We start from the raw sequence: 19,192 nt of genomic DNA, 5'->3' as shown, positions 1-19,192 counted from the left end.
GTCCCGTCTCTTTTTGTCAGAAATATATGAAATAAACTCGCTATTTGTGATAGGATAGAGAAGCAAGCTTTTGATGATTTGGGGAAATGTTCCACGTGAAACATTATTTTTTTACTCATGTTCCCAAAAGGCAGGAAAAAGGCAGGAGCTTGGAGAATACATATATAGCGGAAAAGCATTCATTCTGTCGAAGAAAAGATTTGTAGAACTCATTGCAACTCTAATGCATTCACGACATCGTGAATGATAATGGGTGATTACGTCGTTGTTACATGACAGCATCTTTGTCCTGGTTTACTATAGGAAGCGCTTAGGGAAGAACCATTTCATGTCCATAATTGCGCTTACGTATAGTGAAGGACTAACGCAATGAGAGTGGAGCAGAGCACTACCGCTTCTTCATGTGCCTGGCATTATTTTGAAGTTAGGTGGTATTATACGGAAATGAAAGAACAACTGTCTCGGTTATTCGGTTTTGCGGAGCGTCAATCGCTGGATGAGGTGAAACAACTTCCGGTGGACGAGATTGTCACCAGTCCTTATCAACCACGCACAATTTTTGATGATGATAAAATTGATGAATTATGTCAGACCATTAAAACACATGGTGTAATTCAACCCATCGTCGTCCGGCAGCGTAATGGGAAATTCGAAATTATCGCCGGTGAGCGTCGTTGGCGTGCTGTGAAAAAGTTAGGTTTGGATACAATTCCGGGTATCGTCCGAGAAATTAATGACTCCCAGGCGGCATCCATTGCCTTAATCGAGAATTTGCAGCGTGAAGGACTTACAGCAATAGAAGAAGCGATTGCGTATCAGAAATTAATTGATTTACATGAGTTAACGCAGGAGAGCTTGGCGCAGCGGTTGGGCAAAAGCCAATCCACCATCGCCAATAAGATTCGTCTCTTGCATTTGCCGGATGGAGTCAAACAAGCTTTAATGGGACGTAAAATTACGGAACGCCACGCAAGGGCGTTGCTTGGGCTTGATTCGGAAGAGATTCAATTGAAGCTTCTGGAAGAGATTATTGCAAAAGAACTGAATGTGAAGCAGACGGAAGCAAGGGTTGCTTTTTATAAAGAAGTCCATAAGTCCAAAAAATCAAAGCGGGTTTCCTTTACGAAGGATGTTCGTTTAGCGCTCAATACGATTCGCCAATCGATTGAGATGGTGTCAGGATCGGGGCTACAGATAAAGACAGATGAACATGATCATGAAGATCATTATGAGATTGTCATTAAAATACCAAAACGATAAACGATAACATACAACATAGATCGTGTTCAAAAAGATCACTTTTCGGCACCGAGAAGCACAAGTTTTCGCAAGAAAACTAGATCGGAAGCAAAGCTCTTCAAGAGTGAATGCAAGATTCGATGTCGAATGACAACTTTGGAAGATCAAAAGGGTTTTTGAACAACCTCAACTAGATTCACCTGTTACACGTATCGTTGATTTTCTTTAATAAGGTGTTGCCCAAGTAAGAACAAAGCCACGATTTGGTTGTCATGCGTAGTGCTAATTAAAGTGCGGCAGCAGGCAAGAGGGCCGCTCTTTTTCTGTTTTACGAAACAATATAGTAATGCAACTAGAATCGCGAAGAAACAACATTGAGGTGAAGAGGAATGGCTAAAGTCATTGCCATTACCAACCAGAAGGGCGGCGTCGGCAAAACAACGACGACGGTAAATTTGGGTGCAGGTTTGGCACTGTTGGGGAAGCGGGTATTACTTGTAGATATTGACCCGCAAGGGAATACGACCAGCGGGGTTGGTATCAACAAAGCAGATGTGGCGAATTGCATCTATGACGTCATTATTAACGATGTGCATCCGAAAGATGCAACCATTCCGACTATGGTGGAAGGTCTGCATATTATTCCAGCAACGATCCAATTGGCTGGTGCAGAGATCGAGTTAGTACCGACGATTTCTCGTGAAGTTCGTCTTAAAAAATCATTGCAGCTCGTCGCTCATCTTTATGATTACATTTTGATAGATTGTCCACCTTCATTAGGAATTTTAACGATTAACTCGTTGACGGCTTCACACTCGGTCATTATTCCGATCCAATGTGAATATTACGCATTGGAAGGTTTAAGCCAATTGTTGAATACCGTACGCTTGGTACAGAAACATTTGAACACCTCATTGCAAATTGAAGGTGTACTGTTGACCATGCTCGATGCCCGTACGAATCTAGGAATTCAAGTCATTGAAGAAGTGAAAAAATACTTCCAGCAAAAAGTGTATCAGACGATCATTCCACGAAACATTCGTTTAAGCGAAGCACCGTCGCATGGTCAATCCATAATGACCTATGACCCTAAATCTAAAGGGGCGGAAGTATATTTGGAACTTGCGAAGGAAGTGATTTCGTATGAGTAAGCGCTTAGGACGTGGATTGGACGCACTTATTCCGTCGCTGTCCGTGAACGATGATGATAAGGTGGTCGAAGTATCACTGCAGCAACTGCGTCCCAATCCTTATCAACCGCGAAAAAATTTCGATGAGCAATCGATACAAGAGTTGGCCGAGTCGATAAAGCAGCATGGTGTCATTCAGCCAATCATTGTACGCAGTGTATTAAAAGGATATGAAATCATTGCAGGTGAGCGTCGTTTCCGTGCTTCTCAACTGCTAGGACAAGCAACGATTCCAGCAGTCGTTCGTAATTTCTCGGATCAGCAAGTGATGGAGATTGCCCTGATCGAGAACTTGCAACGTGAAAACTTGAATGCAATTGAACTTGCGCTTGCGTATCAAGCATTGATGGACCAATTTGCATTAACACAAGAAGAGTTGTCTGTAAAAGTAGGGAAGTCGCGCTCTCATATTGCCAATTTCCTGCGCCTGCTACAACTTCCAGAAGAAGTAAAAGAATATGTTTCACGTGGAACACTATCGATGGGACATGCCCGCGCTATCGTTGGAGTGAAAGATCCAGTGAAGGTAAAGCAATTGGCTAAGTCCGCCATAAGCCAAGAGTGGAGTGTGCGACAGCTGGAAGAAGCGATTCAGCAGCTTCACAAAAAGGGAAAAACGGCTGATAAGGCGAAAACAGCGCGTAAGGATCCATACTTGGATGAGTTAGAAGAAAACTTAAGAGAACGGTTTCGCACAACCGTTAAAATAAAGCAAAACAAAGATAAAGGAAAAATTGAAATTGCTTATTTTAGCAAACAAGATTTAGAACGTTTATTAGAGATGCTGCAGACGTTATCTTCCAACTAAAAGGTGAGAGTTCAAAAAGCCTCTGGGGCCTTTCTGAACAACCTCTAAAAAGAATAAAAAATGATTGAAAATACACTAGTATTGTTAGTTGTCATCCGATGCAGGAAGGATTAAACTAGGAATGCTAGTTTTTTTTGTGTAACAGCTAAAAGGTTACAAAATTGTACTATATACACGTAACCATTTGCGATAAAGTTATAGATATTAAAATGCATCTGTAAGCTAGAAATGAGAGTTCAAAAAGGACCCTTTTCAGCACCGATAAGGTTGCAAGAACTTGAAGCGTATGCTTCCGAAGCGAGTTTTGCTCCGCAAAACTTGTAAGGGGGAGCGTAGTGTAGGCAAGACTACATGAACACCTTAAATGTTTTCAAGGGAAACATACTGCGGAAGCATAAGAACTTCGAGAGTGAATGCAAGATTCGATGCCGAATCATATCTTGTGATGCTTCGTGATCAAAAGGGAACTTTTTGAACAACCTCTAGAAGGAGGAATTCATATGCCGCATTCCCCTATAATTTATTTCGATCATGCGGCAACTTCATGGCCTAAACCCCAAGCCGTTGCGGAAGCGGTGCAAGCCTCCATGCTAGAAGAAGGAGCAAATCCGGGGCGCGGTGGACATGTAATGGCTAATCGCGCAGGCAAACGTCTGCTGCGGGCAAGAATGGCGCTGGCAGAGCTGTTCCATGTATCTAATCCCATCGATATTGCCTTCACGTACAATACGACGATGGCACTCAATATGGCGATACATGGCTACGTTCGGCCAGGGGATCATGTTGTGGCAACAGCGGTTGAACACAACTCGGTCAGAAGGCCTCTCGAAGTGTTGAGACGAAAGCACGGGGTTCAGGTTACTTATGTGGATACAGATACACAGGGGCACTTACATGTAAAGCAATTGGAACAGGCGATGACTGCCCGCACGAGGCTAGTCATCTGCAACCATAGCTCAAACCTGTTTGGGTCCATCATTCCTGTAGAAGAAATTTCCGTTATTTGCCACCTTTATGGGGCGAAATTGTTGGTCGATGCGGCGCAATCTGCTGGACTGCTGCCGATCCAGGTGGAACAAATGGGAATAGATATGCTGGCGTTCCCAGGACACAAGGGGCTGCTCGGCCCTCAGGGGACCGGTGGCTTGTATCTTCATCCAGATATAGATATTGAGCCCTTGATTCAAGGGGGAACGGGAAGTCACTCGGAAGAGGTGACTCAGCCATTAACCCGGCCTGATCGATATGAAGCAGGAACACCGAACACGGCGGGAATTGCTGGATTGGAAGCTGGAGTAAAGTATGTTCTGAATGAGTCCGTTGAAAAAATTTATACTAAGGAATGGAACTTATCACAGCGTATTATGGAAACGTTGCTGTCCTTGGATGGAATACGAGTGTTGGGACCGGAACTGGGGCGCCCGCGTACCGGAATTGTGTCCTTTGTGTCAGAACAGGCAGATAGTGCTGCGATCGCCCATCGTCTAGATCGAGAATTCGGGATTGCCGTAAGAGCGGGTTATCACTGTACACCGTTGGCGCATGGGGTAGCCGGCACGCTTGGGCAAGGAGCGGTTCGCATTAGTGCAGGTTGGAATACGTCTGAGGATGATGTGGATCGTTTGTTGGAAGCCGTACAGTGGATTTTGTAAGGGATAAGTTAGAGGCAGGAGAGAACTGAGACCTATGATGAATGAAGTCAACGAGTGGTTGCCGTGGATCGTTTTATGTACAGCAGGTTTGTCATTGATGCTTGTTATTATTGTTCTTGTCCAAGGGGCGAAGCTGCGCAAGCTTCGTCGTCAATACTCAGCTATTATGGGCGAGAGTGGGGTTGAACATTTGGACATGGTCTTGTCCAGCATGCATGAGGATGTTGCTAAGCTTCAGCATGCCAACGAATTGCACGATATGGATTTGAAGCAAGTTCGCAAGTCATTGAAAAAGATGAAATCCCATGTTGGCATTCAGCGTTATAACGCCTTTGCGGAGCATGGGAGCGATTTGAGCTTCTCGATTGCATGGATTGACGATGAGCAGGATGGCATCGTAATAACAGGGATACATGGACGCGAACACTCCTATGTATATGCGAAGCCGCTTGAGAAGGGGCATTCCCCGTATTCTCTATCTCCGGAGGAAAAGCAAGCGATTGAAGTAGCTGAAGCCCAGCGACGAGCAATCGCCAACTAGCTTGGACAAGGATGAGGCGGAAGTATTTCAATTTAATCTACCCGTACTTGTAACGGATTGATGAACGGTCTTTGCAATTATTTCTGCCATGCTCATCACAAGGTGGAGCCGTGTGTTTTGTAATACAAAATATTCCATAAAGCCTCCGACGTTGACGATTCCAGTAATATGCATATCGCCGACCGGGGGCAATTGTTTGTTTACCCCTGCACCAGGGCGCACTGGACCTTGTTGAATCTGGACGGCCCCGACGCTGCTGCTCTGGCCAAGACAGGCATCTACGGCAACGATAAACGAATGGGGGTCTGCCGCTTGCAATGATTCTATCGTTTCCTGCAAATTCATAGCATGAACCGGTTGATTAAGCGTGCCGAGCACCTGATAATAGGGAGAAGACTGCTTAACAAGGTGCGTGCCTACTAATGGACCTAAGCAGTCTCCGGTGGAGCGGTCCGTTCCGATACATACGACGGTTACCGAGCGATATGGGGCCCGTAATGTCAAATGCTCCTGACAGGAACGAATCAATAAAGGCAGCGCATCAGGTGAGTCATGAGCGACTTTGCAAGGATGACATTCGATAGGAGCTGGGTCGTTGAATAAGGGATAAGACATCGTGCAGCCTCCGTTTCTACTAATGGTAGTAACTAGTATATGGATGAAAGAGAATTTTTATACTTCTGTGCTAGGAAAATGTATCCTCGATGGAAGAAGGGTGAGATATGGAAAACGGTCATGCGAATGAAGAATTAGTAATGGCATTTGATTCCACGCAGCAAGCATTGCGGGCCGAAATGCTGATGGAATATGTCGGCTTGGACATTGATACCTGTCCGACACCGAAAGAAATTACCGCTGGCTGTGCACTATCGATCCAATTTCATTCCGATGATCTAGAACAGGTGAAGTCGTTAGTTGCAACAGAGCATATTGAAATAAAAGGAATCTTTTGTAAGCAAGGAGCAGAATATATAATCATAAGCATTACGTAGTTATTAGGGAGTGAAGTCAATGTTATGGGCAGAACCGGCTACCCCACCAACAGTGGAAGATAATATCGAAAATACGTTATCCTTGTTCGAAAAATGGCAGCATGGGATTATTGATTGGCTGACCGATAGCGGAACTTGGGAAATGATTTTGGTCAAAGCGATCAAAATCGCACTTATTGTGCTCATTACGCGCATCGTAATTCGAGTGGTGTACCGGATGATTAACCATACGGTAATCAAGCGTGAGAAGAATAGAATGGGAATGAACCCGAGGCGTCTCCTTACGGTAGGGAAGTTATTGAAGAATGTAACTTCGTTAGTTATGAATTTCATTATGATCTTATTGATTCTATCCGAATTCAATGTGAACTTAGCACCGCTGCTGGCTGGGGCGGGGGTCGTAGGCCTTGCCGTCGGTTTCGGGGCACAGAGTCTGGTGAAGGATGTGATGACTGGATTCTTCATTATTTTTGAGGACCAGTTTGCGGTAGGGGATGTAATCAAAGTAGGCCAGTTCCAAGGAACGGTCGAGATGATTGGATTGCGCTCCACTCGCATTCATAGCTGGACGGGAGAGGTTCATATTATTCCGAATGGAATCATTACAGAAGTAACGAATTTTTCGCTTAACAATTCCATTGCTGTTGTCGATATTTCCATTGCTTATGAGGAGAATGTGGAAGAAGCGATTGATGTCATGTCGAAGGCATTAGAAACGCTGCCAGAACGCAATGAGAATGTCGTCACCGTACCGCAAGTATTAGGGGTGCAAATGTTAGCGGCATCTGAAGTGACGATTCGTATTATCGCAGAATGCAGACCGTACACGCAGGCGGGCGTATCCCGGCAAATGAATGCAGAAATGAAGAAGGCGCTTGAAGATCATGGTATTGAAATACCGTATCCGCGCCTCGTAACGTATCAGCGAGTGGAACAGGGGGGAGTCGACCATGGAGCGTAAAACCTTTGCCTTGGGTGACATTGTGCAGATGAAAAAGCCTCATCCGTGCGGCACAAATGAGATGGAAATTATCCGCATGGGGATGGACATTCGGATTAAGTGCGTCGGCTGCAAGCACAGCGTGCTCGTTCCGCGTGCCAAGTTCGAAAAAAACATGAAAAAAGTGCTGAAATCGGCCCAAGCGGAAGAGTAAGGGAAAAACAGAAAGGGATATTGCAATTCAGTGGAGCCTATGGTAAAATAATTTTGCTATGGAAAGGTACCCAAGAGGCCCAAGGGGGCTGACTCGAAATCAGCTAGGCGTCGCAAGGCGTGCGTGGGTTCGAATCCCACCCTTTCCGCCATTTTATTGCAAATGAGTCTCCGGAGCGATATGCTTCGGAGTTTTTTGTATATACCGGTACATAAAGAATGAAGGGACTTTGCGTACGCAAAGTCCCTTCCTCGTTGACGGTGCTTTATATGACTTCTACACTTCACTTCTTTAGATGGCTTAGGCTATCGCATATGGTTTACGCCATACAGGAAACTCGTGTGTCAGACTGAATAGTCTTTAGCACAACCCCTCGCTTCTCTTGTGTCGTAAAGAGTTGATGTCTCCACTTGGTTTCTTCGCTCCATCATTCAACGGAACCCACCTCGCTTCGCACCGTCAGTTGTTATTATGGCCGAACTCATCTTTTATATACATCGTGTTGCACAAAAATTAATGTAAAAATGGAAATATACAATCAGTGCGTCAGCGCATGCGATTTTTTCTTCCATTTGCGGTCTTTGTTTGTGGTCTCAGGAAATGGCTCGCCTTTTTTGAGTCTGATCTGCTTTGGATCTTGAATTTCCGTATGGAAGCTCACTTCACCCACTTCCATATAGACAGCATCGTTCGGTGCTTTATCGCCTGGCTCGAATTCGGTTTTTTCGCCCATATTGAAGACCTCCTATACATTAATGATATGTGGATCGATATCGTCTTTAGTGTACTCGGGTGGATTGATCTTCATGAGTGGGGAAATGTACAAATAAATCAAACTTTTTTTGTGTGGTGAACTTGGGTTTCCCATGGAGAACGTCATGTGGACTGTAATTTGTCTAATGGATGAGACAAGGGGGGACTAAATCTGATTTAGACTTGCGTCATGCGGTTCATTTTGGTATATTATTTTAGTGCGAGTTTTCTCGCTCCTTGCTCCTGACTTGATCAGGGGCCTGAAGTCCAAGAGGAGGTGAACGTGAAATGCGCAAATACGAATTGATGTACATCATTCGTCCGGACATCGAGCAAGAAGCTGTTCAAGCTATAGTCGATAAATTCCAGGGCGTCATCTCTAACGGCGGTGAAATTACGAAACACGACGTGATGGGTAAACGCCGTCTTGCGTATGAGATTAAGAAGTTCCGTGACGGTATCTATGTTCTCGTGAACTTTACTGCAGAACCTGCAGTAGTAGCGGAGTTGGAGCGTCAATTGAAGATCTCTGACGAAGTTATCCGCCATCTCGTAGTAAGCGACGTGGCTTAATTGCCAACCATCGTTAGTTCGTAAGGAAACGTCGAAGGAGGGGATATCATGTTGAATCGCGTGATTTTGATTGGTCGTCTGACGCGTGACCCTGAATTGCGCTACACACCATCTGGAGTTGCGGTAACGCAATTTACGTTGGCGGTCGATCGGCCGTTCTCGAGTCAGAGTGGTGAACGTGAAGCGGATTTCATTCCAGTCGTCACTTGGCGGCAGTTGGCAGAGACATGTGCAAACTACTTGCGTAAAGGTCGGCTGACAGCAGTAGAAGGACGCATCCAGGTACGTAACTATGACAACAATGAAGGTAAACGTGTATACGTGACGGAAATTGTTGCAGATAATGTGCGTTTCTTGGAATCCAACCGCGACAGCGGTGGAACGCGCGACGATATGGGTGGGGGTTATGGTGGCGGTGCGCCTGCGCCAAGCAACAACTCGCAGCCGCGCGGTGGCGGTTCGAACTATTCTCGCGGGCAAGCAGCGGATCCTTTCTCTGACGACGGCAAACCGATCGATATTTCAGATGACGATTTGCCATTCTAAGGGACCGATTACGAATTGATTCGTAAAGTTGCCTGGAACGGAATTTTAACGACAAGGAGTTGAATAGAATGAGCTTCAGAAGCGAAGGCGGCGAACGTCCAGAACGTAAGTTTGGCGGTCGTAAAGGCCGTAACAAGCGCCGTAAAGTGTGCTACTTCACAGTGAATAAAATCACTCACATTGACTATAAAGACATTGAGTTGTTGAAGAAATTCGTTAGCGAGCGCGGCAAAATTTTGCCACGTCGTGTAACTGGCACAAGCGCGAAGTATCAACGTGCATTGACAATAGCGATCAAACGCTCTCGTCAAGTAGCATTGCTGCCATACACAACGGAATAATAGGACAAGCCGGGATAACTGGGTTGGTCTTTATTACAGAAACCCTACATTCAGTTGTAGGGTTTTTCGTTTTTCACATTTTATTTTTTTCAGGTCAGTCCAGAGACCGAGGCCACGATTCCGTTCAGGGACCGATTTCACAGTGAAGAGATGGTGCTACAATGAGAAGCAGTAACTCATGATGGGGGATGCTTCATGTGGTGGAATAACCGATTGTTTACAACGTTGCGAGGCGGGCGGGGAATTGATTATCAATGGCCTTCTCCGAGCCTGCCTATTATCAGCATACGAACCAATGGGGGCAGACCCGGAGAAAAATTGAAGACGGCCGTCGGCCTGATTGCGTTTGGAGATATTGCGATTGGACTAGTTGCGGGGGGCATTTTTAGCATCGGCCTGCTATCGCTTGGAGTGTTTACGGTTGGCTGGTTGATGGCGCTCGGTGCCGTCGCATTAAGTGGAGTTATGTCTGTAGGAGCAGTATCGATTGGAAGTGCCTTCGCGTTAGGGGCGGTAGCAATATCTGCGAAAGTGGCTGTGGGAGCCATTGGCATCGGAACATGGGGGATAGGGGCCATCGGTATTGGCCAATACGCTTACGGGGTCATTGCGATTGGCAATCATGGCTTTGGTATTATTCCATTAACGCTGGATGCGGCACGTTGGTTCAGAAGTTGGTTTGACTAGCTTTCCATGTGAATTGATTGTTAAATAATGGAATATATTCTCGGTCATATTGTTCGGAATGTGCGCAAGGAATCATAATCCGCCTTAAACGATAGGGATACTATGACCAACACAGCGACATAAGTCAATTAACGATGTAACGCAGCATAAAAAGTCATTATTGAATCCATATTTATTACGTATCTATACAGTTTTTAACGCCTATCTATTCGTTACGAAAGCCGCCTTCATAGGCGGCTTCTTCCTTTCCTGCTGCTTTATTTCCATAAATGTGACGAATCTTTATTTTATTTTTCGATCGATTGCATGTAAAATAAAAATATTGTTTCTTGCATAAACATCACAACAACATCGAACTCACAGAAAAGGGCTTAATTTCAAGGACCGAAAAAGACAGATAAAATCGGTCACGCATGCTCATCCTAATTCCGATCCGTTTTCCCGCCATACGAGATAAAGCGCAAGCAAGCGGGATGATTGCTGAAGGAGGACAGGAGCACGTCTGTTGGATCATGGAACATGTGCCAGACTTGGAAGGCCGAAGGTTTCTAGGGGAGTATTATAGTCCGTGTGAGTGCTTACTTCTTTTTGTATGCTGGCAGCTCTAAGAACAGCGATTCCGAGGTGCTGCATACCCAAAGTCCGCCTGTTATTCATTATGTTCAAATATGGGAACAAAATATGCATAAACAACGATTATGGTTTGATGGGAACCGTATAACACATCATTAGGAAGAAGTGGTTTTGAATGAAAAAATATAAAAAATGGGGAATAGCGTTTGCAGTCATAGCTATTATAGGTTTTAGCGGATTTTTCTTCCGTAAGCAAATCGCTGTCTTGGCCTTTGATATGTTCTTGTCGGGCCATGTGGAGGAAACGTTAGATAAGTCTTATAAGCCGATTGAGGGAAAAGAAGAAGTTATCCGCAAAGTAACGGAACCGTTCTCGGTGCTGCTGCTCGGGGTGGACCAGCGGGATAAGGAGATAGGCCGCTCCGATACGATCATTTATTCTGTTGTCCGGCCGCAAGATAATAAGGTGCTGCTGCTCTCGATTCCGCGGGATGCGTACACGGAAATTATCGGAAAAGGGTTTAAAACGAAATTAAATCACGCATACGCCTATGGCGGTGCCAAAATGAGTATGGAGTCGGTAGATAACCTGCTTAATCACAAAGTGGACCATTACGCGACAATTAATTTTAACGGGCTAAAGGACGTCGTTGATGCGTTGGACGGCGTGAAGCTGCCGATAACGAAGGATATCGTCAACAAGGACCCGAATCACGAGAAGTTCAGAATTGAAGCCAACAAGCCGATTTATAATGGGCAAGAAGCGTTGTACTTCGTTCGTTACCGTGAGGATTCTGATATGAATCGGACTATGCGGCACCGCATCTTTTTGAATTCGGTTATGGAACGGGCTATCGAAATGGATAAAATCGCACGCATTCCGGAGCTTATTGAAATTATGGGTGATAATTTTACAACGGATATGCGTCCAAAATATATGATTGATTTGGCCAAGACGATGTTCACGCAAGATGATCCACCGCAAATTAGCAGTTACATGCTGCACGGCGATGGTAAAATGATGGATAACGTCTGGTACTACATGGTGGATGACGAAGATTTGGAATATGTGCAGAAGCTGCTTAACAATTGGTTGGATGCAAGTACTCCAAAAGCAGAGTTAATGGCGCCGCGTCCTATGCGTGAAGATTGATGAATAGCAAGTCAGCCGTATTTACGGCTGACTTTTTGTTTTTGATCCGGGAAATGTGTTAATTTAGTCTTAGGGAGTTATGGGTAAATACGGCCCCTGCTTGATTGAGGAGGAGACCACACGGATGAATATCGCTTTTTTCTTAACACCGAAACATGAAGTCGTCTGCTTAACCTTGAACGTAACGCTGCGCCAGACGCTTGAACGGATGGAATATCATCGTTATACCGCGGTGCCCATTTTGAACGAAGGCGGGGAATATGTCGGCACCGTGACTGAAGGAGATTTACTATGGCATATGAAAAATTCAAATGGCGAAGTCACATTTGAGAACGCTTCAAAGTTTATGCTTAAGGAAGTCTCGCTCAATATGCGCAATAAAAGTGTTCGCATTGATTCAAATATGGAGGATTTAATCAATCTCGCCAAGATGCAGAACTTCGTTCCGGTCGTAGACGATATGAACCGATTCATCGGTATTGTGCGCCGGAGTCAGATCATCGAATACTGTGAGCAGTTCGTTACCAAAGCTATGGACGTGAAATAATTATGGTATAATGAAAGATGACGGTTTTTTAGAGGTTAAGGTAAAAAATAGAAAAACCAAACTGCTGATCCGCCCTAAACCGCCACGGGTTTTATAAGCATCGAATGGAATAAGGAAACAATTTTTGCGCAAGAGGTGAACATTTTTGAAAAACCGCTGGTCATCGATTACATGGGCGATTGTCGCGCTCGTGTTGCTACTATCTATCTTTCAGCCGATACAGGTGTTGACGATGAGCTTTATGGCGGTTCCGTTTGTAATGCTCTACGCGACGCAATCGACGCGCAGGTTCGCATTATTTGTGGTGCCGGTGCTGGTCATCATATTTTTCTTGTTGGGCAACTTAGGGTCAATTGCCGTGCTTACGGCTCTCTATTTCATGATTCCGGGTATTGTATTTGGGCATATGTTTAAAAAGAGGAAGCCTGCACTGAACGTTTATTTTGCAGGAACGGTCACGTTTCTCATTCAGTCCTTGGTTGTGCTGGCTTTAGCCAAATGGGCGCTTAATTTCAACTTTTACGATTATATTATGACGATCATGAACGAGTCCCTGTTGGGACTTGAACAGACTGCACTGTTCCCTACGGGGATGACGTCCGATACGAAAGAGCAGTTCGTTCTGCTGCTCAGTCAAATGATTCCGTTCATGCTTATCATCAGCGCGCTTTATATGGGTACGATTACGTATGCGATCAGCAGACCGCTGTTAACGGCCCAAGGCGCCGGTGTGCAGAAGCTGAAGCCGCTTCATCAATGGATGCTGCCGAGATCGCTGCTCTGGTATTACTTGATTACGATTATTTTGGATTTGGTTGTGACGAAATCGTCGGACAGCTTCTTAACGCTCATTTTATTAAACTTGGCGCCTCTGCTTCAGATGGCGTTTATGCTTCAAGGGATTTCTTTTCTCTTCTTCTTGGCGAATGCAAGGCGGTGGAATAAGGGAATACCTATCGTTATGACAATAGCGGTCATATTCCTGCCAGTGCTTCATGCGATATTACGTATTATTGGAATTGTGGATTTGGCGTTTCCTATACGGCAATCCATTTCCAAACCAAGAGTATAGGGTGAGAAGGTATGCCTAAACTATTGTTCCATCGCTGGTATACGAAGTATACGAGCTGGACGTTTGTCTTGCTGTCAGCCTTAACCATCGTCGTGACTTTCTACAATTGGATTGTTGGCATACTGGCGTTTGTCGCCATTGTTGTGCTTGCGATTGCGTCACTTGCGGCGGAGCGCAAATTCCGTCATGAGATGGAGTCATATTTGACAACGCTAGGGTTAAGGGTGAAACGAGCAGGAGAAGAAGCAGTTGTTGATTTGCCTTACGGCATTTTGTTATATAGTGATGAACGGGTTATTGAGTGGCATAATCCTTATTTGGCGCAGCTAGCAGCTCTACCCTCCCTAGTGGGGGAAGATCTGTCCGAAGCCTTTCCTCAGCTCCATATCGGGAAGGAGAAGGAACGTTCGGTAGAGCTGTTTATCGGCGGTAGGATCCTGCATGCGGACATCGTGCCAGAGGAGCGGGTCGTCTATTTCACGGATATTACGGACATATGGACTTTGCGCAAGCGATACGAAGAGGAACGGATCGCGGTTGGCATCGTCATTATGGACAATTTGGAAGAATCGACTCAAGGTCTGAATGATCAACAACGTGCCGCTCTGTTGGCGCGTGTTACTGGCCAGATTACTGCATGGGCAAGCGAACATGGCATTCTGATCAAGCGACTATCCTCGGAACGTCACTTTATGGTGATGGACGTGCAGACGTTGAAGGCGCTTGAACAGACGCGCTTCGTCATCCTCGATGAAGTAAGGGAGACGACGCTTGATAACAAGCTGCCTGTAACGCTTAGCATGGGGATTGCGGCCGGTGCAGACAAGATGACGGAGCTTGGCCAGCTTGCGCAATCGAGCCTCGACATCGCGCTCGGCCGTGGCGGGGATCAGGTAGCCGTCCGTCTAGGGCAGCGTCTGTCCTTCTATGGCGGTAAGTCGAACGCTGTGGAGAAGCGCACGCGGGTGCGTGCCCGCGTCATTGCCCACGCGCTGCGTGATTTCATTCAACAAAGCGATGCCGTATTCATTATGGGGCATAAGAACCCGGATACGGATTCCATCGGGTCGGCGATCGGCGTGCTTAATGCTTGCCGCTCGCTGAATGTGGAGGCTTATATCGTACTGGAGGAGAGTAATCCGTCGATCGACAGAATGGTCGCATACTTGGAGAAGGATGAAATCTTATGGTCCCGCTTCATTTCACGAAGCGAGGCGATAGAGATGATTACGGAGGATAGCTTGGTCGTCGTTGTCGATACGCACAAGGCGTCGATGGTGGAAGAACCACGGCTCCTGCAATCGGAGCGCATCGTCATAATCGATCACCATCGCCGCGGCGAGGAGTTCATCAATGATGCGGTGCTCGTCTATTTGGAGCCCTATGCGTCATCTACAGCCGAGCTCGTCACCGAGCTGCTGCAGTACATTAATAACCGCCTAAGCTTGAGCACGTTGGAAGCGACGTCCTTATTGGCGGGCATTACAGTGGATACGAAGCACTTTACGTTGCGGACCGGGTCACGGACGTTCGATGCGGCAAGCTTCCTGCGTCGGCAAGGAGCTGATCCGCTGCTAATTCAGAAGATATTGAAAGAAGATTTAGAAGAATTCATTCAGAAGGCGGAAATTATTCGCCATGCGGAAATGCTATACGGCAATATCGCTATCGCGGTGACGGAACCGGGACGCAAATTTTCACAGTTGCTCATTGCGCAGGTAGCTGATACGCTGTTAAATATGACCGATGTGTTGGCCTCGTTCGTCATTAGCGAACGTCCGGACGGCATTATCGGAATCAGCGCGCGCTCTCTAGGTCAGATGAACGTGCAAGTCGTTATGGAACGGCTGGGCGGCGGGGGACATCTGACGAATGCTGCCGTGCAAATGCAAGGCACACTCGAAGAGGCGCAGGATAAGCTCAAGCGCGTGCTGGAAGAAATCGACGCGGAAGAGGGGTTGTTCGAATGAAAGTCATTTTGTTGCAGGATGTAAAAGGACAAGGCAAAAAAGGACAAGTCAAAGAGGTCTCCGAAGGATACGCACAGAACTTTCTTATCAAGCAAGGACTGGCGCGTCCGGCGACGGAGGGCAACCTGAAGACGCTGGAGCAGCAGCATAAATCGGAATTGAAACGCAAAGAAGAGGAAAAGGAAGACGCCGAAAAGCTTGCAGCGACATTAAATGAAACGACGATTGAGCTGAAGGCAAAGGCAGGAGACGGCGGACGTTTGTTCGGTGCCATCACTTCTAAGCAAATTGCGGAAGCGTTGAGCAAGTTGAAGATTAAAGTGGATAAGCGCAAAATCGAACTTCCTGATCCGATTCGTGCGTTAGGATATACAAACGTGACGGTGAAACTGCATCCGGATGTCAAAGCAACGATGAAGGTACACGTAACGGAGGAATAAAATGAACGAGATGTTTGTCGATCGTGTTCCGCCGCAAAATGTGGAGGCCGAGCAAGCGGTAATCGGCGCCATTTTGCTGCAGTCGGAGGCGTTGATTACATCGATGGAGCGGGTGCAATCCGAGGATTTCTACAACCCGTCCCATCAGATGATCTACGAGGCAATGATCGAGCTTGGGGAAGATAATCAGCCGATCGATCTCGTTACGCTGACGGCAAAGCTGCAAGGTAAGCAGCAGTTGGAAGACATCGGCGGCGTGTCCTATTTGACGAAGCTGGCCAATGCGGTGCCTACCGCGGCCAACGTTGATTATTACGCGCAAATTATTGAAGAAAAATCGATGATGCGCCGTCTCATTCGCACCGCCACGCAGATTGTAAGCGAGGGGTATACGGGCGGTGACGATGTCTCCGGACTGTTAAGCGATGCGGAACGTCGTATCTTAGAAATATCGAACCGCCGCTCATCGAGCGGATTTATCGCCATTAAAGACGTCCTGATGGACGTATACGAACGAGTGGAACAACTGAATTTGCAGCAGGGCATCACGACCGGCATTCCATCGGGATTTCCGGATCTAGACAAGATGACATCGGGATTTCAGCGCAACGATTTGATTATCGTCGCGGCCCGTCCTTCTGTAGGGAAGACAGCCTTTGCGCTCAACATTGCCCAGAACGTCGGTGTTCGGGCAAAAGAGACAGTAGCTATCTTCAGTCTCGAGATGTCGGCGGCCCAGCTCGTACAGCGGATGGTATGCGCCGAATCGAACGTCGATGCCGGGCGGCTCCGTACGGGTCAACTGGAAGATGATGATTGGGAGAAGCTGACGATGTCCATTGGCGCATTGTCAGAAGCGGAGATCTATATCGACGATACGCCGGGCATCACCGTCGCGGACATCCGCGCCAAGTGCCGGCGCTTGAAGAAAGAGCGCGGCCTCGGCATGATTCTAATCGACTACTTGCAGCTTATCCACGGACGCGGCAAAGCCGGAGATAACCGTCAACAGGAAGTGTCCGAAATATCGCGGACGCTCAAGATGATTGCAAGGGAGCTTGAAGTTCCTGTCATCGCACTCTCCCAGCTTAGTCGAGGAGTCGAGCAACGGCAGGATAAGCGTCCGATGATGTCTGACTTGCGGGAATCGGGCTCGATCGAGCAGGATGCCGATATCGTTGCGTTCTTGTATCGGGATGATTATTATAACCAGGATACGGAAAAGAAAAATATAATTGAAATCATTATAGCCAAGCAGCGGAATGGTCCGGTCGGCACCGTAGAGCTCGTATTTCTGAAAAATTTCAATAAATTCGTTAGCTACGAGAGGAATCATCAGGACTTATCTGCGGGATAATACAATATAATTTATAGGAGCGAACGTCAGTTTCCGAACATTAGTCTAAATCCGGAAATTAACGTTCGCTTTTCATTGACTTTGTGCGATATCGCTGATAAACTAGAAATGCTGCTTTTCGGTGAAGCAGCGAATAACCGGTGTGTGAACACCCGACGGGGGTATGAATATGTCTACAGTAGTCGTCGTAGGAACCCAATGGGGTGACGAGGGAAAAGGGAAAATTACCGACTTCCTCGCCGAAAGCGCCGACGTGGTCGCGCGTTATCAAGGTGGTAACAATGCGGGGCACACGATCCTAATTGATAATAAAAAGTATAAGCTGAGTCTGATTCCGTCCGGTATTTTTTATACGAACAAAATCTGTGTCATCGGCAACGGAATGGTCATCAATCCTAAGGCATTAATCGAAGAAATTGGATATATTCACGATAATGGCTTCTCGACCGACAATCTCCGCATCAGCGATCGCGCGCATGTCATTATGCCGTATCATATGGTGCTGGATGGGTTGGAAGAAGAACGCAAAGGCCCGAACAAAATCGGCACGACCCGCAAAGGGATCGGCCCTTGCTATATGGACAAAGCGGCCCGTAACGGCATTCGTATTGTCGACTTGCTCGATAAGGACGTGTTCGAAGAGAAGTTCCGCCATCTGGCGAACGAGAAGAACGAACTCATCAGCATGTACGGCGGCGAACCGCTTGATATTGAAGCAACACTGCAAGAATACTTAGGATATGCCGAGTTTATTCGCAAGTATGTCCTCGATACTTCCGTTGTATTGAATGATGCGATTGATGCTGGCAAGAAGGTGCTGTTCGAGGGCGCGCAAGGCGTTATGCTCGACATTGACCAAGGTACCTATCCGTTCGTTACATCATCGAATCCGACGGCAGGCGGCGTCTGCATCGGCTCTGGTGTAGGACCTTCCAAAATCGAAGAGGTTATCGGCGTAGCGAAAGCTTATACGACTCGTGTAGGTGACGGACCGTTCCCTACAGAGCTTAACAACGAAACCGGTGATTTCATCCGTGAAGCAGGTCATGAATACGGCACCGTAACGGGCCGCGCCCGCCGCGTTGGCTGGTTCGACAGCGTCGTTGTCCGTCATGCCCGCCGCGTAAGCGGAATTACAGGCTTGTCGCTGAACTCGCTTGACGTGTTGACTGGCTTGAAGACCGTCAAGATCTGCACCGCTTATAAATACGGCGACGAAATTATCGAGCACTATCCGGCGAACTTGAATATGCTGGCCAAGTGCGAAGCGATTTATGAGGAAATGCCAGGCTGGTCCGAAGATATTACACAATGCAAAACATTGGGAGACTTGCCGGAATCGACGCGCAACTACGTACAACGCGTATCGGAGTTGACTGGTATTCCAATCTCTATTTTCTCCGTCGGCCGCAACCGCGAGCAGACGAACCAAGTTCAACCAATCTACCGTTAATATGGAATCCGGCTTCTTCCTTAGGAAGGGGCCGGATTTTTTTGATGAATTACGGGCATACTAAGCAGTAAATGATTTTGCGCCATTCCGTGACTTTCAAGGAAATGATAGAACTAGAAGCGCCGTCGTATCGCGGTCAAGAAGCGACTAG

General features: G+C 46.7%; 21 protein-coding genes and 1 tRNA gene. 20 read left to right on the top strand and 2 right to left on the bottom strand.

What is annotated here, in order from left to right; translation table 11 throughout:
* Positions 1–444 precede the first annotated feature (444 nt).
* The 5 genes from noc (at position 445) to M3650_RS21060 (ending at position 5,430) form a co-directional block, all read left to right on the top strand.
* Entirely contained in the window at positions 445–1,260 is an 816-nt protein-coding gene (gene noc, locus M3650_RS21080; RefSeq protein WP_019423247.1) for a nucleoid occlusion protein, read from the top strand.
* Positions 1,261–1,628: 368 nt separating this feature from the next.
* The gene (locus M3650_RS21075) at positions 1,629–2,390 is read left to right on the top strand and encodes a ParA family protein (protein ID WP_019423248.1); all 762 of its coding nucleotides are present in this window, start codon (positions 1,629–1,631) and stop codon (positions 2,388–2,390) included.
* Positions 2,383–3,237: a ParB/RepB/Spo0J family partition protein gene (locus M3650_RS21070; protein WP_019423249.1), complete on the top strand. Its 855-nt coding sequence runs from the start codon at positions 2,383–2,385 to the stop codon at positions 3,235–3,237. The genes M3650_RS21075 and M3650_RS21070 overlap by 8 nt, the downstream gene beginning before the upstream one ends.
* Positions 3,238–3,737: 500 nt before the next feature.
* A complete protein-coding gene (locus M3650_RS21065; protein WP_251577509.1) occupies positions 3,738–4,889 on the top strand; it encodes an aminotransferase class V-fold PLP-dependent enzyme in 1,152 nt (383 codons plus the stop codon).
* A 34-nt stretch (positions 4,890–4,923) separates the two neighbouring features.
* A complete protein-coding gene (locus tag M3650_RS21060) occupies positions 4,924–5,430 on the top strand; it encodes a DUF4446 family protein (RefSeq protein ID WP_251577507.1) in 507 nt (168 codons plus the stop codon).
* A gap of 27 nt (positions 5,431–5,457) precedes the next feature.
* Here the strand turns inward: M3650_RS21060 and yyaC are convergent, their stop codons facing one another.
* The gene (gene yyaC, locus M3650_RS21055; protein WP_251577505.1) at positions 5,458–6,045 is read right to left on the bottom strand and encodes a spore protease YyaC; all 588 of its coding nucleotides are present in this window, start codon (positions 6,043–6,045) and stop codon (positions 5,458–5,460) included.
* A gap of 107 nt (positions 6,046–6,152) precedes the next feature.
* Between yyaC and M3650_RS21050 the strand changes: the two genes are divergently transcribed.
* From M3650_RS21050 to M3650_RS21035, 4 genes are all read left to right on the top strand, one after another.
* On the top strand, positions 6,153–6,422 hold the full coding sequence (locus tag M3650_RS21050) for a putative Se/S carrier protein (RefSeq protein ID WP_251577503.1): 270 nt from the start codon (positions 6,153–6,155) through the stop codon (positions 6,420–6,422).
* 19 nt (positions 6,423–6,441) lie between these two features.
* Complete coding sequence (locus M3650_RS21045) at positions 6,442–7,383, top strand: mechanosensitive ion channel family protein (protein WP_251577501.1); 942 nt, start codon at positions 6,442–6,444, stop codon at positions 7,381–7,383.
* Positions 7,373–7,576, top strand: a complete 204-nt coding sequence (locus tag M3650_RS21040) for a DUF951 domain-containing protein (protein ID WP_019423255.1) — start codon at positions 7,373–7,375, stop codon at positions 7,574–7,576. The genes M3650_RS21045 and M3650_RS21040 overlap by 11 nt, the downstream gene beginning before the upstream one ends.
* Before the next feature lie 60 nt (positions 7,577–7,636).
* Positions 7,637–7,727 (top strand) — tRNA-Ser (locus tag M3650_RS21035).
* Between the two features lie 387 nt (positions 7,728–8,114).
* Here M3650_RS21035 and M3650_RS21030 read toward each other — a convergent pair.
* Positions 8,115–8,309 carry a YjzC family protein gene (locus M3650_RS21030; protein ID WP_251577499.1) on the bottom strand — a complete coding sequence of 65 codons (195 nt, stop codon included), beginning with the start codon at positions 8,307–8,309 and terminating at the stop codon, positions 8,115–8,117.
* Between the two features lie 308 nt (positions 8,310–8,617).
* Here M3650_RS21030 and rpsF point away from each other — a divergent pair, with 308 nt between their 5' ends.
* From rpsF to M3650_RS20975, 11 genes are all read left to right on the top strand, one after another.
* Positions 8,618–8,902: a 30S ribosomal protein S6 gene (gene rpsF / locus M3650_RS21025; RefSeq protein WP_019423257.1), complete on the top strand. Its 285-nt coding sequence runs from the start codon at positions 8,618–8,620 to the stop codon at positions 8,900–8,902.
* Positions 8,903–8,950: 48 nt separating this feature from the next.
* Positions 8,951–9,448 carry a single-stranded DNA-binding protein gene (gene ssb / locus M3650_RS21020; protein ID WP_251577497.1) on the top strand — a complete coding sequence of 166 codons (498 nt, stop codon included), beginning with the start codon at positions 8,951–8,953 and terminating at the stop codon, positions 9,446–9,448.
* 68 nt (positions 9,449–9,516) lie between these two features.
* Positions 9,517–9,789 (top strand): 30S ribosomal protein S18, encoded by a 273-nt coding sequence (gene rpsR / locus M3650_RS21015; protein WP_019423259.1) that lies wholly within the window; start codon positions 9,517–9,519, stop codon positions 9,787–9,789.
* Positions 9,790–9,984: 195 nt separating this feature from the next.
* Positions 9,985–10,476, top strand: coding sequence for a hypothetical protein (locus M3650_RS21010; protein WP_251577495.1), 492 nt, complete (start codon positions 9,985–9,987; stop codon positions 10,474–10,476).
* A 748-nt stretch (positions 10,477–11,224) separates the two neighbouring features.
* Positions 11,225–12,202, top strand: coding sequence for an LCP family protein (locus tag M3650_RS21005; RefSeq protein WP_251577493.1), 978 nt, complete (start codon positions 11,225–11,227; stop codon positions 12,200–12,202).
* A gap of 124 nt (positions 12,203–12,326) precedes the next feature.
* The gene (locus M3650_RS21000) at positions 12,327–12,749 is read left to right on the top strand and encodes a CBS domain-containing protein (RefSeq protein WP_251577491.1); all 423 of its coding nucleotides are present in this window, start codon (positions 12,327–12,329) and stop codon (positions 12,747–12,749) included.
* Between the two features lie 145 nt (positions 12,750–12,894).
* A complete protein-coding gene (locus tag M3650_RS20995) occupies positions 12,895–13,821 on the top strand; it encodes a DUF2232 domain-containing protein (RefSeq protein ID WP_251577489.1) in 927 nt (308 codons plus the stop codon).
* Positions 13,822–13,832: 11 nt separating this feature from the next.
* The gene (locus M3650_RS20990) at positions 13,833–15,791 is read left to right on the top strand and encodes a DHH family phosphoesterase (protein ID WP_233698634.1); all 1,959 of its coding nucleotides are present in this window, start codon (positions 13,833–13,835) and stop codon (positions 15,789–15,791) included.
* Positions 15,788–16,231, top strand: a complete 444-nt coding sequence (gene rplI, locus M3650_RS20985; protein ID WP_019423265.1) for a 50S ribosomal protein L9 — start codon at positions 15,788–15,790, stop codon at positions 16,229–16,231. Before M3650_RS20990 ends, rplI begins: the two co-directional genes overlap by 4 nt.
* 1 nt (position 16,232) lies before the next feature.
* On the top strand, positions 16,233–17,588 hold the full coding sequence (gene dnaB, locus M3650_RS20980) for a replicative DNA helicase (RefSeq protein WP_019423266.1): 1,356 nt from the start codon (positions 16,233–16,235) through the stop codon (positions 17,586–17,588).
* A gap of 169 nt (positions 17,589–17,757) precedes the next feature.
* Positions 17,758–19,041, top strand: coding sequence for an adenylosuccinate synthase (locus M3650_RS20975; RefSeq protein ID WP_019423267.1), 1,284 nt, complete (start codon positions 17,758–17,760; stop codon positions 19,039–19,041).
* Positions 19,042–19,192: the final 151 nt, after the last annotated feature.

It is taken from the genome of Paenibacillus sp. MER TA 81-3 (genome assembly GCF_023713585.1).
Lineage (GTDB): Bacteria > Bacillota > Bacilli > Paenibacillales > Paenibacillaceae > Paenibacillus_B > Paenibacillus_B profundus.
This window is presented reverse-complemented; position numbering and strand designations above follow the sequence as displayed.